The organism is Thioclava sp. F34-6 (assembly GCF_002213235.1).
Classification (GTDB): Bacteria; Pseudomonadota; Alphaproteobacteria; order Rhodobacterales; family Rhodobacteraceae; genus Thioclava; species Thioclava nitratireducens.
The window spans coordinates 1-14,173 of sequence record NZ_NBOA01000002.1; the positions used below are offsets into that span (position 1 = coordinate 1).

Annotated in this window: 12 protein-coding genes and 1 pseudogene; 4 read left to right on the forward strand and 9 right to left on the reverse strand. The window is 63.9% G+C overall.

Translation table 11 applies throughout. The annotated features are described in order from the left end of the window. Window positions 1-161: pseudogene (locus tag B6V72_RS19350) on the forward strand (sugar ABC transporter ATP-binding protein); the annotation flags it as partial. 285 nt (window positions 162-446) lie between these two features. On the opposite strand, the gene ccrA reads toward B6V72_RS19350, so the two are convergent. Next, window positions 447-1,739: a crotonyl-CoA carboxylase/reductase gene (gene ccrA / locus B6V72_RS03155; protein WP_075773779.1), complete on the reverse strand. Its 1,293-nt coding sequence runs from the start codon at window positions 1,737-1,739 to the stop codon at window positions 447-449. Between the two features lie 148 nt (window positions 1,740-1,887). Next, complete coding sequence (locus B6V72_RS03160; RefSeq protein ID WP_088719433.1) at window positions 1,888-2,193, reverse strand: hypothetical protein; 306 nt, start codon at window positions 2,191-2,193, stop codon at window positions 1,888-1,890. Window positions 2,194-2,356: 163 nt separating this feature from the next. Here B6V72_RS03160 and B6V72_RS03165 point away from each other — a divergent pair, with 163 nt between their 5' ends. From B6V72_RS03165 to B6V72_RS03175, 3 genes are all read left to right on the forward strand, one after another. Beyond that, on the forward strand, window positions 2,357-4,339 hold the full coding sequence (locus tag B6V72_RS03165) for a protein meaA (protein ID WP_276206141.1): 1,983 nt from the start codon (window positions 2,357-2,359) through the stop codon (window positions 4,337-4,339). 145 nt (window positions 4,340-4,484) lie between these two features. Beyond that, on the forward strand, window positions 4,485-6,029 hold the full coding sequence (locus B6V72_RS03170) for an AAA family ATPase (RefSeq protein ID WP_088734685.1): 1,545 nt from the start codon (window positions 4,485-4,487) through the stop codon (window positions 6,027-6,029). 50 nt (window positions 6,030-6,079) lie between these two features. Beyond that, the gene (locus B6V72_RS03175) at window positions 6,080-6,796 is read left to right on the forward strand and encodes an SDR family oxidoreductase (protein ID WP_088734687.1); all 717 of its coding nucleotides are present in this window, start codon (window positions 6,080-6,082) and stop codon (window positions 6,794-6,796) included. On the opposite strand, the gene B6V72_RS03180 is transcribed toward B6V72_RS03175, so the two are convergent. From B6V72_RS03180 to B6V72_RS03210, 7 genes are all read right to left on the reverse strand, one after another. Further along, window positions 6,793-7,617: a TIGR02186 family protein gene (locus tag B6V72_RS03180; protein WP_166504624.1), complete on the reverse strand. Its 825-nt coding sequence runs from the start codon at window positions 7,615-7,617 to the stop codon at window positions 6,793-6,795. The two genes, B6V72_RS03175 and B6V72_RS03180, sit on opposite strands and share 4 nt — an antisense overlap. Further along, window positions 7,617-8,534, reverse strand: a complete 918-nt coding sequence (locus B6V72_RS03185) for a sulfite exporter TauE/SafE family protein (RefSeq protein ID WP_075773784.1) — start codon at window positions 8,532-8,534, stop codon at window positions 7,617-7,619. Before B6V72_RS03185 ends, B6V72_RS03180 begins: the two co-directional genes overlap by 1 nt. A 78-nt stretch (window positions 8,535-8,612) precedes the next feature. Next, window positions 8,613-9,413 carry a purine-nucleoside phosphorylase gene (locus tag B6V72_RS03190; protein WP_088728018.1) on the reverse strand — a complete coding sequence of 267 codons (801 nt, stop codon included), beginning with the start codon at window positions 9,411-9,413 and terminating at the stop codon, window positions 8,613-8,615. Beyond that, window positions 9,397-10,362: an ABC transporter permease gene (locus tag B6V72_RS03195; RefSeq protein WP_075773786.1), complete on the reverse strand. Its 966-nt coding sequence runs from the start codon at window positions 10,360-10,362 to the stop codon at window positions 9,397-9,399. The genes B6V72_RS03190 and B6V72_RS03195 overlap by 17 nt, the downstream gene beginning before the upstream one ends. A gap of 1 nt (window position 10,363) precedes the next feature. Then, window positions 10,364-11,461 (reverse strand): ABC transporter permease, encoded by a 1,098-nt coding sequence (locus B6V72_RS03200; RefSeq protein ID WP_075773787.1) that lies wholly within the window; start codon window positions 11,459-11,461, stop codon window positions 10,364-10,366. Next, a complete protein-coding gene (locus B6V72_RS03205) occupies window positions 11,461-13,143 on the reverse strand; it encodes an ABC transporter ATP-binding protein (protein ID WP_077701331.1) in 1,683 nt (560 codons plus the stop codon). Before B6V72_RS03205 ends, B6V72_RS03200 begins: the two co-directional genes overlap by 1 nt. Further along, complete coding sequence (locus B6V72_RS03210) at window positions 13,143-14,132, reverse strand: BMP family ABC transporter substrate-binding protein (RefSeq protein WP_088725366.1); 990 nt, start codon at window positions 14,130-14,132, stop codon at window positions 13,143-13,145. The genes B6V72_RS03205 and B6V72_RS03210 overlap by 1 nt, the downstream gene beginning before the upstream one ends. Window positions 14,133-14,173: the final 41 nt, after the last annotated feature.

Below are 14,173 nucleotides of genomic sequence, written 5' to 3' on the forward strand. Positions count from 1 at the left end.
CGCACAACATGCCCCATGTCTTCGAGGTCGCCGACCGGATCCACGTCCACCGGCTGGGCAAACGGCTCTGCGTCATCAATCCGAAGCAACACTCGATGTCGGACGCCGTCGCCTTCATGACCGGCGCCAAAACACCCGACGGCGCGACAGAGGCGGCCTGAGCGCAGGCAAGAAACCGAAGCGCCCGGTCGGAAAGGCCGGGCGTTTTCGTTTGGGGTTGCGTCGTTGGCTTGGGGCGACCACCCCGGGCCTCGCCCGCCCCTTCCCCGGGGGCACATTGGCGAGGACAAAGCGGACACGAGTGACCGACGGGTTTGCAAGATAAAGCGCCCGGGCACCGGCCGGACGAAGCGCCCACCCAAGGCTCTGACGCACCCGGAAGACCCCACACCAGAACACCCGCGCCCCTCGCGAGCGCGGGTTTCTCGTGAAACATAAATGGGTCGTCAGTCGCGGCGGCCCGCTTCCAGCGCATCCTCGAAGGTGCGCAAACCGGTTCTCGGAGCCTGAACCAGCACCGCCATATTGCCCGGCTTATGCTCGTTGCGCAGCATCTTGGTATGGGCCTGCGGGATCTGATCCCACGGGAAGACTTCGGACATGCAGGGGTCCAGACGCCGCTCTACCATCAGCTTGTTGGCCGAGGCCGCCTGCTTGAGGTTAGCGAAGTGCGAGCCCTGCAGACGCTTCTGGTGCATCCACATGTAACGCACGTCGAAGGTGCAGTTGAAGCCGGAGGTGCCGGCGCAGATCACGACCATGCCGCCCTTCTTCACCACCAGCGTCGAGACCGGGAAGGTCGCCTCGCCAGGGTGTTCGAAGACCATGTCCACGTTCACGCCCTTGCCGGTGATGTCCCAGATCGCCTTGCCGAACTTGCGAGCCTCTTTCAGCCATTCGTTATATTCCGGCGTGTTGACCGTGGGCAGCTGCCCCCAGCAATTGAACTCCTTGCGGTTGATCACGCCCTTGGCGCCCTGATCCATCACGAACTGGCGCTTGCTCTCGTCCGAGATCACGCCGATCGCATTTGCGCCCGCGGTGTTCGCGAGCTGGATCGCATAGGAGCCGAGACCGCCAGAGGCACCCCAGACCAGCACGTTCTGGCCGGGCTTGAGCTCATGCGGGTGGTGACCGAACAGCATCCGGTAGGCGGTGGCCAGCGTCAGCGTGTAGCAGGCGGCCTCTTCCCAGGTCAGGTGTTTCGGGCGCGGCATCAGCTGTTGCGCCTGCACGCGGGTGAATTGCGAGAACGAGCCGTCATGCGTCTCGTAGCCCCAGATCCGCTGGCTGGGCGAGAACATCGGATCGCCACCGTTGCATTCCTCGTCGTCGCCGTCGTCCTGGTTGCAGTGAATCACGACCTCGTCGCCGACCTTCCAGCGTTTGACCTTGTCGCCCACCTTCCAGACGATGCCGGAAGCGTCCGAGCCCGCGATGTGATAGGGCTGCTTGTGCCCGTCGAAGGGCGAGATCGGCACGCCGAGACCTGCCCAGACGCCGTTATAGTTCACGCCAGCGGCCATCACGAGCACCAGCACTTCGTGGCTGTCGATCTCCCAGGTGTCGACGACTTCCTGCTGGAACGACTGCTCGGGCTCGCCATGGCGTTCGCGGCGGATCGCCCACGCGTACATTTTCGGGGGGACGTAGCCGAGGGGCGGCATCTCGCCGATCTCGTAAAGGTCCTTCTCCGGCGCGTCGTAGGGCGCGATCCCGGTTTCCTGATCAAGGGCCATGGCTCTCTCCTGTCAAAATCTCGCCGCGCCGCAGAATCGGGGCGGGTTGAGTAGGAGAGTTACGCATGGCCGAGTAACTTTGCAATAGTTGTAATGCATAGTTTTGAAATAATATGTCCCTGCCGTTTCGCGCGGCGCGGATCATAGATCAAAGTTCGGGGCAGCTGTAACTCCCGTCCTTGGCTCTTTTCGCTTTGACGAAACTGCCATCGCCGACGCTGCAGAGAAGCGCCCCGTCGGGGAAAGCTTCGCCTTCCTGGTTGCGCGCGTTCCTCACTGCGCCATAGGCTGCCTTGCCCCCTTCATAGCCAAGGTTTGTTGCTCCAACGGCGGTGTTGACCACCACCCGACCGCCGAGCTTGGCAGCATCCACGGAGTTGTCGGTGACCTGCTCTCGGGTGCAGGCGGGCAGAGTGGCAGCAAGGGCGAGGGCGGGAACGATCAGCAGTTTCAAAGGGCTCTCCTAAGGTGGTCTCCCCGTCAAAACCCCGCCCTGCTACGATGCGTTCCCTTGGGGCCGCCGCCTCGCCGCGACGCAGCGAATTGACAGGATCACAAAATTGAATTTAAACCATCCCAACGCGCAACAATATTGCGCAAGCAAGATTCGCACCCCGATGGAGGCCGCAATGACCGACACGATGCCCGCCAAAGACCGCCCCTGGCTGTTTCGCACCTATGCGGGCCATTCCACGGCTGCCGCCTCGAACGCGCTCTATCGCAACAACCTCGCCAAAGGACAGACGGGGCTCTCCGTGGCTTTCGATCTGCCGACCCAGACCGGCTATGACAGCGACCATGTCCTGTCGCGCGGCGAGGTGGGCAAGGTCGGTGTGCCGGTCTGCCATCTGGGCGACATGCGCGCGCTGTTCGATGAGATCCCTCTCGAGCAGATGAACACCTCGATGACGATCAACGCGACCGCGCCTTGGCTCTTGTCGCTCTATATCGCTGTGGCCGAGGAGCAGGGCGCGGATGTCTCGAAGCTGCAGGGCACGGTGCAGAACGATCTGGTGAAGGAATACCTGTCGCGCGGCACCTATATCTGCCCGCCGAAGCCCTCGCTCGCGATGATCACCGATGTCGCGGCCTATACCCGCGAGCACCTGCCGAAATGGAACCCGATGAATGTGTGTTCCTACCACCTGCAGGAAGCCGGGGCGACGCCGCAGCAGGAACTGGCCTTCGCGCTGGCGACGGCGATTGCAGTGCTCGACGATCTGAAAACCAAAGTACCGGAAGAGGCCTTCCCGGCGATGGTCGGCCGCATCTCCTTCTTCGTGAATGCGGGCATCCGCTTTGTCACCGAGATGTGCAAAATGCGCGCATTCACGGAGCTTTGGGACGAAATCTGCCGTGACCGCTACGGCGTCGAGGATGAGAAATTCCGCCGTTTCCGCTATGGTGTGCAGGTGAACTCCCTGGGCCTGACCGAGCAGCAGCCGGAGAACAACGTCTACCGTATCCTGATCGAGATGCTGGCCGTGACGCTGTCGAAGAACGCGCGCGCCCGCGCGGTGCAGTTGCCTGCGTGGAACGAGGCGCTGGGTCTACCGCGCCCGTGGGATCAGCAATGGTCGCTCAGGATGCAGCAGATCATGGCCTATGAGACCGACCTGCTGGAATATGGCGACCTCTTCGACGGGAATCCGGCGGTGACCGCCAAGGTCGAGGCACTGAAAGATGGCGCCCGCGCCGAACTCGAAACGCTCGACGGGATGGGCGGGGCGATCGCCGCGATCGACTACATGAAGTCGCGTCTGGTGGAATCGAACGCCGCCCGGATCAACCGCATCGAGGCCGAGGAGACCATCGTCGTCGGCGTGAACCGCTGGCAGCAGGGCGAGCCCTCTCCGCTGACCGCAGGCGATGGCGGGATCATGGTCGTCGACCCGGCGGTGGAGCAGGAGCAGATCGACCGGCTGAACGCATGGCGCGCCGAGCGCGACGAGGCTGCGGTGCAGGCTGCGCTGGCCCAGCTCAAGGCGGACGCGAAAGCCGGCAAGAACGTCATGGAAGCCTCGATTGCTGCCGCGAAAGCGGGCGCGACTACCGGCGAATGGGCGGGCGTGATGCGTGCGGTTCACGGCGAGTATCGCGGTCCGACGGGCGTCTCGCGTTCGCCCTCGAACCAGACCGAAGGGCTCGACGATATCCGCGAAGCCGTGGACGCGGTCAGCTCGCAGCTGGGCCGCCGCCTGAAATTCCTCGTCGGCAAGCCGGGCCTCGACGGCCACTCGAACGGCGCCGAGCAGATCGCCTTCCGTGCCCGCGATTGCGGCATGGACATCACCTATGACGGCATCCGCCTGACGCCGGAACAGATCGTCGCGAAAGCCATCGAGGACGAGGCGCATGTGGTGGGGCTGTCGATCCTGTCCGGCTCGCATATGCCGCTGATCGAGGAACTGATGGAGCGGATGCGCGCGGCGGGCCTCGACCATGTCCCGGTCGTCGTGGGCGGGATCATCCCGGATGAGGACGCGAAGAAGCTTCTCAGCTTCGGCGTCGCGCGCGTCTACACGCCCAAGGATTTCGAGCTGAACCGGATAATGATGGATATCGTGACGCTCGCGACCCCGGCCGAGAAGGCGGCCTGAACGCGCAAGCCAATTGGGATCGGGAAGGGGCAGGCGTCTTCTTCTCGACCCAAATATCCCCGCCGGAGGCTCCCGGTGGCGGACCCCGCGAAAACCGCGCCCTTTCTCCCTTCCGCCCGCCAATGTGCGCGGGTAAGGTCGCGCCATGACGACCCCCATGATCCAGTTTTCCGAGGACCAGGCCGAGGCTTGGGATGCCGTTGCTTCCGCGCTCGAGGCGGCGGGGGTCGATATTCTCGAAGGCGCGATGACGCCTGAAAGCGGCAGCAAACGCGTGCTGTCGGTGATCGGCAAGGCGGGGTCGGGCAAGACGCTGCTTCTGGCGGAACTCTACAAGGCGCTGGGGGCGGCAGGCGTCGATCTGGTCTCGGGCGATTTCGAGGGCAAGCGGCGCAAGGAGAAGCGCACGCTGGCGATCCTCGCGCCGACGAACAAGGCGGCGAGCGTGTTGCGCTCGCGCGGGGTGCCCGCGACGACGATCCACCGCATTCTCTACACCCCCGTCTACGACCCGGAATACGAACGGATCGCGGAGTGGCTCACCGGTCAGGGCGAGCGTCCGAAACCTGAATTGCTGATCGAGATGGGGCTCACCGAAGAGACGCTCGACCGGGCGAAGGCCTTCTACGATCTGCACAAATCGATCCCGGCGGCGCTGGCTTCGGCGGGGTTGCGCGGCTCGGATTTCATCAATGGCTGGAAACGGCGCGAAGACCCGCTCGATATCGGTTTTGTCGACGAAGCCTCGATGCTCGACGAGCGGCAGTTCGACGATCTGCGCGAGATTTTCCCGACGCTGGTTCTGTTCGGCGACCCGGCGCAGCTCGCTCCGGTGAACCAGTCGGGCGAGATGGTGTTCGAACGGCTGCCCGACGAGCGCAAACACATTCTGCACCGCATCCACCGGCAGGCCGAAGATAACCCGATCCTCGATCTGGCGCATATGCTGGGCGACGACAGCCTGACCTTCGAGCAGTTCGAGCGCGAGATCGAGAAGGCGGCGGCGAAGGATGACCGCGTCGTCTGGGCCGAGCGGGTGGAGAGCGATCTGATGGCGCGCTCGCCGGTGCTTGTCTGGCGCAACGCGACGCGCATCCGGTTGATCCATGCCTTCCGCGCGGCCCATTCCGCGCCCGCCGACATGATGCTGCCGGGCGAGCCCTTGATCTGCGACGGGATCGAACTGCCGGTGAAGCATCGCAAGAAGCGGATCGATCTGGAGGCGCGCGGCCTGATCAAGGGTGCGCAGGTGATCTATCTCGGCCCCGGCAAGAAGCCCGGTTTCTCGCGGCTACATGTGATGGGGGCGGAAGATCCGCGGCTTTCGGCGGCCTCGATCGTGAAGATCGAGATGCCGGACGAGGAAGAGCCGTTCATTCCGTTCGCGGCCCGGATGGGCGCCACCTTCCTGCATGGCGCTGCGGTGACGATCCACAAGGCGCAAGGCTCGCAATGGGAGGATGTGCAGGTTTTCGCGCCGGATATCTACGCGGCTTACAGGGCAGGGCGCATCGAGGCGGGTATCCCGCTGTGGAAGCGGCTGGCCTATGTCGCGATCACCCGGGCGCAGCATCGCCTGCTCTGGGTGGTGCGGGCGCGGCTGGCACGGCCCTCGGCGCCGCTGACCATTGACGACCTGCCGAAAGGCGGCGGTAAGCTGGAACTGAAAGCCGAACCGCAGGACGGATAGGGCCGGAGGCTCCGGCGGGGATATTTAAGCCAAGGCGAAGGAGGGGTGACATGGGCGTGATGGTGGTGACCGGGGCGAGTGCCGGGATCGGGCGCGCGGTGGCAGAGGCCGCGCTGGCCGAGGGCTGGCAGGTCGCCTGTCTGGCACGTTCGGAAGACAAGCTGGCGGAGGTCGCCGCGAAGGGCGACGGGCTGGCGGTGACCTGCGACGTGAGCGATGCGCAAGCGGTGGAGCGCGCCTTCGCCGAGGTGGTCGCCAGGTTCGGCCGGATCGACGTGCTGTTCAACAATGCCGGGATGTTCCCGCCTGTGGCCTTGCCCGACGAGGTTACGCTCGAGGATTGGGATGCCTGTATCGCGGTGAACCTGACGGGGATGTTTCTTTGCGCCCGGGCCGCTTTCGCGCAGATGCGCAGGCAGGCGCCGCGCGGCGGACGGATCATCAATAACGGCTCGATCTCGGGGCAGGTGCCGCGCGCGAAATCGCTCGCCTATACGACCACGAAACACGCGATCAACGGTATGACCAAGCAGATCGCACTGGACGGGCGCGATTTCGACATCGCCTGCGGGCAGATCGACGTGGGCAACGCGCGCACCGGGCTTCTGGCGAATATGGATGCGGCGGCGGCGAAGACGGCGGAGCCTACGATGGATGTGGCGAATGTCGCGCGCTCGGTGCTGCACATGGCGTCGCTGCCGCTGGATGCGAATGTGCTCAACATGACGGTGATGGCGAGCGGAATGCCCTTCCTCGGGCGTGGTTAACGCACGAAGCGGAAGATCGCAGCGGCGGCCCAGCCAGCGAAGACCGCAAGCGCCAGTGACAAAAGCCCGTAGAGCGGCGCGTTCTCATGGGCGAGCGAGTAGAGCCACCGCTCAAGCCCGACTTTGCGCACTTCGATCGCCGATTGGTATTTGTCCACCAGCTTGCCGCCGCGCAGTAGGAAGATGCGGGTCTTGTAATCGCCCTCGATGAGGTTCGCCGGCAGCGCGAAGTCGGCGCGGAACAGTGTGTCGTCGACGATATGCACGCCGCCCGACTCCATCTTGTAGAGGCCTTGCTGCTTGCGGATATCGACCATCGCCTCGGTAAAGGGGATCGAATCCTCGACCGTGATCGGCCCGGAGAAGGCCCGCATCGCGAGCGGGATCGAGATGCGCTGCTGGATATCGGTGCGCCGCGAGAGGATGTCCTCCATCGGACCGGAGGTGGCGACGGCGTAATAACTGGGCGCGGCGGCCACGCCGACGGAGGCCGTGTTCACCCAGATGCCGAATTCGCGCGATTTGCGGCGGATCGTGACCGGGCCGAGCGGACCTTCCAGCGTCACGATCACTGCGAGTTTCTGCCCGTCGGGCTGCGGGGCCTCGCGCTTGATGGCGCCATAGATCAGGATTTGTGACCCGTCGAAGGACGTTGTGATGCCGATGTTGTCACGGCTCAGCCCCGCGACGATCTGCTCGTCTGGCTCGGGGCGATTGGTGATCGGCATCCCGGGGCGCGCGGGGAGTACCTGCCGGGTCTGCGCCAAAGCGGGCAGGGCGGCTGCGCAAAGGCCGAGGACGAGAAGAGCGGCACGGATCATCATTCGCCCCCCGATGCGATGGAGTAGAGATTGGCCGGATGCAGCACGAGGTCGAGGCCGAGCTTGCCTGCGACGATGATCACGAGAAGCGCCAGCAAAATACGAAGCTGTTCCGCCTTCAGCCGCGCGCCCAGACGCGAGCCGATCTGTGCGCCGATCACGCCGCCGACGATCAGCAGCAGCGCCAGCATCACGTCGACCGTCTGATTGGTGATCGCGTGCATCAGCGTCGTGAAGGCCGAGACGAATAGAATCTGGAACAGCGAGGTGCCGATCACGACCTTGGTCGGCATGTTCAGCAGGTAGATCATCGCCGGAACCATGATGAAACCGCCGCCGACGCCCATGATCGCCGCGAGAATCCCGACCAAGGTGCCGACCAGCAGCGGCGGGATCACCGAGATATACAGGCCCGAGGCCCGGAACTTGAACTTGAAGGGCAGCTTGTGGACCCAGGTGTGCTGCACGCGTTTCTTGCGCGCGCCACCGCCCTTGCGCTGCTTTTGCAGAGTGCGGATGCCCTCCTGCAGCATAAGTAGTCCGATCAGGCCGAGAAAGACGACGTAGCAAAGCTGCACCGCGAGGTCGATCTGGCCGAGCGCGGTGAGCAGGTTGAAGACGTAGATACCGCTTGCCGAGCCAAGAAGGCCGCCCACCAGCAGCACGAGCCCCATCGGGATGTCGACCGCCTTGCGTTTGAGCTGCGCAAGAACCCCCGAGACCGAGGAGGCGACGACCTGGTTGGCGCCGGTCGCCACCGCGACGGAAGGCGGGATGCCGATGAAGAACAGAAGCGGCGTGATCAGGAAGCCGCCGCCCACGCCGAACAGGCCTGAGAGCAGCCCCACGATGCCGCCGAGCCCCAGCAGGGTGAAGATATTGACCGAGACTTCGGCGATGGGCAGGTAGATCTGCATGGACTGCACCCGCTGAGGAGGTTGCATCGTTAGTGTCCCCGAAGGACAGGCGAAGTCAAACCCCGCCGTGCCGCAGGGTTACAACTGTTGCAGATATCGTCGCAAAACCTGCTCGAGCTTGGCTGCGCCCATGGGGGCGATCGCCTTAGTCTGCTCGTGGCTGATATTCTCCTGCGCCATGCCCGCCCCCATATTGGTGATGACGGAGACGGCGGCGACGCGCAGCCCGAGGAAACGCGCAAGGATCACTTCCGGCACGGTCGACATGCCCACCGCATCGGCGCCGAAGACCTTGGCGGCGCGGATTTCGGCGGGGGTCTCGAAGGTCGGGCCGGAGAACCAGCAATAGACGCCTTCGGGCAGTTCGATCCCTTCGGCCTGGGCCGCGGCTTTGAGCCCGGCACGGATGTTCGGGTCGTGCGCCTCGGTCAGCGGCACGAAACGCGCATCCGAAGGCTCGCCGATCAGGGGGTTGTTGCCCGAGAAGTTGATATGATCGTTCAGCATCATCAGCCCGCCGGGCTGGATGTCCTCACGCAGGCTTCCGGCCGCATTGGTCAGCAGCAGGCTTTCGCAACCGAGCTCCTTGAGGATCTCCAGCGGGAGACGCATCTCGGCGGGGTTGCCGTGTTCATAATAGTGAACCCGACCGCCGAAGACCGCGACGCGGACGCCTTCGAGCGTGCCGATCACCAGCTTCGGATTGTGGCCCGAGACGCCCGCATGGGGAAAGCCCGGAAGCTCCGAATAGGGGATCGCGACACCCTCGACCTCCTCGGCCAGATGGCCGAGGCCGGAGCCGAGGATCAGGCCGAGGCGCGGGGCCTCGTCGCCCGCGCGTTCGCGGATCAGTTGCGCGAGTTCAGCGCTCTTTGACATAGGGCTGCCCCCCTGCACGCGGCGGGATCGCCTTGCCGATGAAGCCGGCGAGGATGATCACGGTGAGGATGTAGGGCACCGCCTGCATGAACTGGATCGGCAGCGTGATGACGCCCAGATCGATGTTCGGATAGCGGTTCGAGATCGCTTCCAGCAGGCCGAAGAGCATCGTCGCGCCAAGCGCCGGAACCGGCCGCCATTTCGCGAAAATCAGAGCGGCCAGAGCGATATAGCCGCGCCCGGCGGTCATTTCCTTCACGAAGCCAGCCGCCAGACCGGTTGCCAGATAGACGCCACCCAGCCCCGCCAGAACGCCGGTGATGGCGACGGCGGTGTAGCGCATCCGGATGACCGAGATGCCCGCGGTGTCGACCGATTCCGGGTTCTCGCCCACCGCGCGCAGGCGCAGGCCGAAGCGGGTGCGGAACAGCACCCACCAGGTGATCGGCACCATCGCGAAGGCGACATAGACGAGGATCGAGTGGCCCGAGATCAGGTTCGAGTAGATCGGCCCGAAGAAGGGAACATCCTTTATCGCGTCCGCACCGGGCAGCGTGATCGGATCGAAGCGCCCGTTGCCCGAAAGCTGCGGCGTGCGGCCGCCCTGCTGGAACCAGCTTTGTGCGATCAGCACGGTAAAGCCCGAGGCAAGGAAGTTTACTGCGACGCCGGAGATCAGCTGATTGCCGCGGAAGGTGATCGAGGCGAGGCCGTGCACGAAGGCGAGGCTCATCGAGCCCGCGACACCCGCCAGAAGACCGAGCCACGCATTGCCCGTCACCGCCGCGACCGCGCCGGAGAAGAAGGCGGCCATCAGCATCTTGCCTTCAAGGCCGATGTCGAAGATGCCTGCGCGTTCCGAGAACAGGCCCGCGAGGCAGGCCAGCAGCAGCGGTGTGCCGAGACGAACGGCGCTATCGAGAATTTCGATGATCGTTCCGAAATCCATCTCAGGCCTCCTTCCGGGCGTTGGCGCGCGCGACGAAGAAGCTCTCGATCGGTGCGCGCAGCATGTTGTCGAAGGCCCCGGTGAACAGGATCACCAGCGCCTGGATCACGGTGATCAGCTCGCGCGGGATCGTGGTTTCCAGCGCCAGCTCGCCGCCGCCTTGGTAGAGAAAGCCGAAGAGAAGTGCTGCAAGGAACACGCCGAACGGGTGGTTGCGGCCCATCAGCGCGACGGCGATCCCGATGAAGCCTGCGCCCTCGACCGAATTCAGCACGAGACGATGCGCCTCGCCCATCACGTTGTTGATCGCCATCAGCCCGGCGAGAGCGCCAGAGATCAGCATCGCGGCCATCACGATCTTCACCGGCGAAATGCCTGCATAGCGCGCCGCGCTTTCCGACCGCCCGAAGGCGCGAATCTCGAAGCCCAGCTTCGTGCGCCAGATCAGCACCCAGACGAGGTAGCAGGCAAGGATCGCCACGAAGAACGACACGTTCGCTGGGACCGATTTCGAGAAGAACTGTCCGACCAACGGGAAATCATGGAAGGTCGGCAGATGGGTCGCGGGCCCGAAGCGCGCGGTGGCCGGGTCCATCGAGCCGCGCGGACGCAGCACGTTGACCAGCATGTAGTTCAGCACCGCCGCGCCGATGAAGTTGAACATGATCGTGGTGATCACGATATGGCTGCCGCGCTTCGCTTGCAGATAGGCCGGGATCGCCGCCCAGGCCGCGCCGAAGATCGCGCCGCCCGCCATCGCCGCGATCAGCGCGATGCTCCAATGCGGCCACGGGAAGGCCAGCAGTACCAGCGCCACGCCAAGCCCGCCCAGCGTCGCCTGACCCTCGCCGCCGATATTGAACTGGCTGGCGTGATAGGCGACCGCGACGGCGAGGCCGGTGAAGATGAAGTTCGTGGCGTAATACAGCGTGTAGCCCCAGCCATAGGGCGAGCCGAGCGCGCCCGAGACCATGACCTTGATCGCCTTGATCGGGTCTTCACCGATCAGCAGCACCACGATCCCCGAGATCACGAAGGCGATCAGCAGGTTGAGGAGCGGAATCAGGGCCACGTCGACCCATTTCGGTGTCTTTTCCATTATTGGCTCTCCTCGGGCGCGGCGATCGTCCAGCCGTCCATGCCGCGCACGTCCTCTCCGCCCATGCCCGCCATCAAACAGCCCATGCCGGTCTGCGTGGCGGTCTCGACGGGGCCGATGCCCATGATCTGCCCGTCGAACATGACCGCGACCCGGTCCGAGAGCGCCCGGATCTCGTCAAGCTCGACCGAGACCAGCAGGATCGCAGCGCCTTGGTCGCGCAGTTCGATGATGCGTTTGTGGATGAATTCGATCGCGCCGATATCGACGCCGCGGGTCGGTTGCCCCACCAGCAGCAGGGCCGGATCTCGTTCGATCTCTCGCGCCAGCACGATTTTCTGCTGGTTGCCGCCCGAGAAGCTTTTTGCCGGCAGGGTCGGGATCGGCGGGCGCACGTCGAAACGCTCCATCGCCTCGGCGGTGTGGGCGACGATCCCCGTATTGTCCATAACGAAGCGGTTCTTCTGATAGGCCGGATCCGAGTGATAGCCGAAGATCATGTTCTCCCACGCGGCGAAATCGAGGATCAGCCCGAGACTGTGGCGATCTTCGGGAACGTGCGAGATGCCCCGACGCCGCCGCGACTGGCCGTCGCTATGCTTCCCGGTGAGGTCGATCTCTTCGCCGTTGATGCGGATGTTGCCGGTGCCCTTGGCGAAACCGCCGAGGATTTCCAGCAGTTCGGATTGGCCGTTGCCCGCCACACCCGCAATGCCGAGAATCTCGCCCGCGCGGATTTCGAGATTGATGCCCTTGAGGCGTTCGATCCCGTCTTCGTCCTTCACGCGGAGGTTCTCGATCTCCAGTACGGTCTTGCCGGGCTGGGCTGCCGTCTTGTCGACGTTCAGCAGAACCTTGCGGCCCACCATCAGCTCGGCCAGTTGCTCGGGCGAGGTCTCGGCGGTCTTCACGGTCGCCGTCATCTCGCCGCGGCGCATCACAGAAACAGTGTCGGTGATCTCCATGATCTCGCGCAGCTTGTGCGTGATCAGAATGATCGTCTTTCCTTCCTTGCGCAGGAAATCGAGGATGCGGAACAGGTGGTCGGCCTCTGCAGGTGTCAGCACCCCGGTCGGCTCGTCGAGGATCAGGATATCCGCCTGACGATACAGCGCCTTGAGGATTTCCACGCGCTGCTGGTGGCCGACGGAAAGCTCTTCGATCTTCTCGTCGGGATCGACGTTGAGCTCGTATTCCTCGGCGAGGCGCTTGAGTTCCTTGCGCGCCTTCGACAGCGAGGGGCGCAGAAGCGCGCCATCCTCGGCGCCAAGGATGATGTTCTCGAGCACGGTGAAATTCTGCACCAGCTTGAAATGCTGGAAGACCATGCCGATGCCGGCGCTGATCGCAGCCTGGCTGTCGGGGATATGAGTGTGCTTGCCCTTGATCCAGATCTCGCCCGCATCCGCCTTGTAGAAGCCGTAGAGGATCGACATCAGCGTGGATTTCCCCGCGCCGTTCTCGCCGATGATGCCGTGGATCGTGCCGGGCATGACCCGGATCGAAATGTCCTTGTTGGCCTGCACCGTGCCGAAGGCTTTCGAGATGCCTTTCAGCTCGATCGCGGGCGCGCCCGTGGGCGTTGCGGCAGCGTGGGCCGCCTCGGCCGCATCGCTGGCGTTTTCAGTGGCAAGGGCGGCAGTTGCCTGCCGCCCCGCGTTGTTCGACTCTGTTCCGTTCATCACTCGACCGGGCAGCTGTCATCCGACATGTAGTCATGCACTTCGATCTTGCCGTCGATGATTTCCTGTTTGGCTTGTTCGACAGCCTTTTGCATTTCGGGGGTAACTAGCGACTTGTTGTTGTCGTCCATTGCGACTGCAACGCCGTCATCGGAAAGACCCATCGTTCTTGTACCGGTCTTCAAATCCGGACCGGCGGAAAACGCGTCAAAGACTGCGTTGTCGACGCGCTTCTGCATCGACGTGAGTACTTGGCCCGGGTGCAGATAGTTCTGGTTGCTGTCCACGCCGATCGACAGAATGTTTGCGTCGGCCGCCGCTTGCAGAACACCGATGCCGGTGCCACCGGCAGCGGCGTAGATCACGTCGGCACCTTGGCTGATCTGGGCCTTGGCGATCTCGCCGCCCTTCACTGGGTCGTTCCAGGCCGCCGGGGTGGTGCCCGTCATGTTCTGGATGACTTTCGCGTCGGGATTGGTCGCTTTCACACCCTGAACATAGCCGCAGGCAAATTGCCGAATAAGGGGAACATCCATGCCGCCCACGAAGCCGACAGTGCCGGTTTTCGAGGCCATCGCAGCCATCATGCCGACGAGGTATGAACCCTGTTCGGATTTAAACATTATCGACTGCACATTGGGCTGGTCGACGATCATGTCGATGATCGCGAATTTCGTGTCGGGATAGTCGGGGGCGACGGTGTTGAGCGTGTCGCCGAAGGCGAAGCCGGTCATCACGATCGGATTGGCTCCCGACTCGGCGAGTTTGCGCAGGGCCTGCTCACGCTGAGCTTCCGACTGCATTTCCAGTTCCTTGTAGGAGCCGCCGGTCTCTTCCGCCCAACGCTTCGCGCCGTTGAAGGCGGCTTCGTTGAAGCTCTTGTCGAACTTGCCGCCCAGATCATAAATGATCGCGGGATCGGCCAGCGCGGCCCCGGCGCTCAGCGCGAGCGCGGTCGCGGCGCCGAGGAACTTGGTGAAATAGGTCATGGATTACTCCCGAGTCGTTATGGCCCTGTTGGAAAAGCCTG

Coding starts and splice junctions, on each gene's coding strand:
- ccrA (WP_075773779.1), bottom strand. CDS start 1,739: ATGGCCCTTGATCAGGAAACCGGGATCGCGCCCTACGACGCGCCGGAG.
- B6V72_RS03165 (WP_276206141.1), top strand. CDS start 2,357: ATGGAGGCCGCAATGACCGACACGATGCCCGCCAAAGACCGCCCCTGG.
- B6V72_RS03170 (WP_088734685.1), top strand. CDS start 4,485: ATGACGACCCCCATGATCCAGTTTTCCGAGGACCAGGCCGAGGCTTGG.
- B6V72_RS03175 (WP_088734687.1), top strand. CDS start 6,080: ATGGGCGTGATGGTGGTGACCGGGGCGAGTGCCGGGATCGGGCGCGCG.
- B6V72_RS03180 (WP_166504624.1), bottom strand. CDS start 7,617: ATGATCCGTGCCGCTCTTCTCGTCCTCGGCCTTTGCGCAGCCGCCCTG.
- B6V72_RS03185 (WP_075773784.1), bottom strand. CDS start 8,534: ATGCAGATCTACCTGCCCATCGCCGAAGTCTCGGTCAATATCTTCACC.
- B6V72_RS03190 (WP_088728018.1), bottom strand. CDS start 9,413: ATGTCAAAGAGCGCTGAACTCGCGCAACTGATCCGCGAACGCGCGGGC.
- B6V72_RS03195 (WP_075773786.1), bottom strand. CDS start 10,362: ATGGATTTCGGAACGATCATCGAAATTCTCGATAGCGCCGTTCGTCTC.
- B6V72_RS03200 (WP_075773787.1), bottom strand. CDS start 11,461: ATGGAAAAGACACCGAAATGGGTCGACGTGGCCCTGATTCCGCTCCTC.
- B6V72_RS03205 (WP_077701331.1), bottom strand. CDS start 13,143: ATGAACGGAACAGAGTCGAACAACGCGGGGCGGCAGGCAACTGCCGCC.
- B6V72_RS03210 (WP_088725366.1), bottom strand. CDS start 14,132: ATGACCTATTTCACCAAGTTCCTCGGCGCCGCGACCGCGCTCGCGCTG.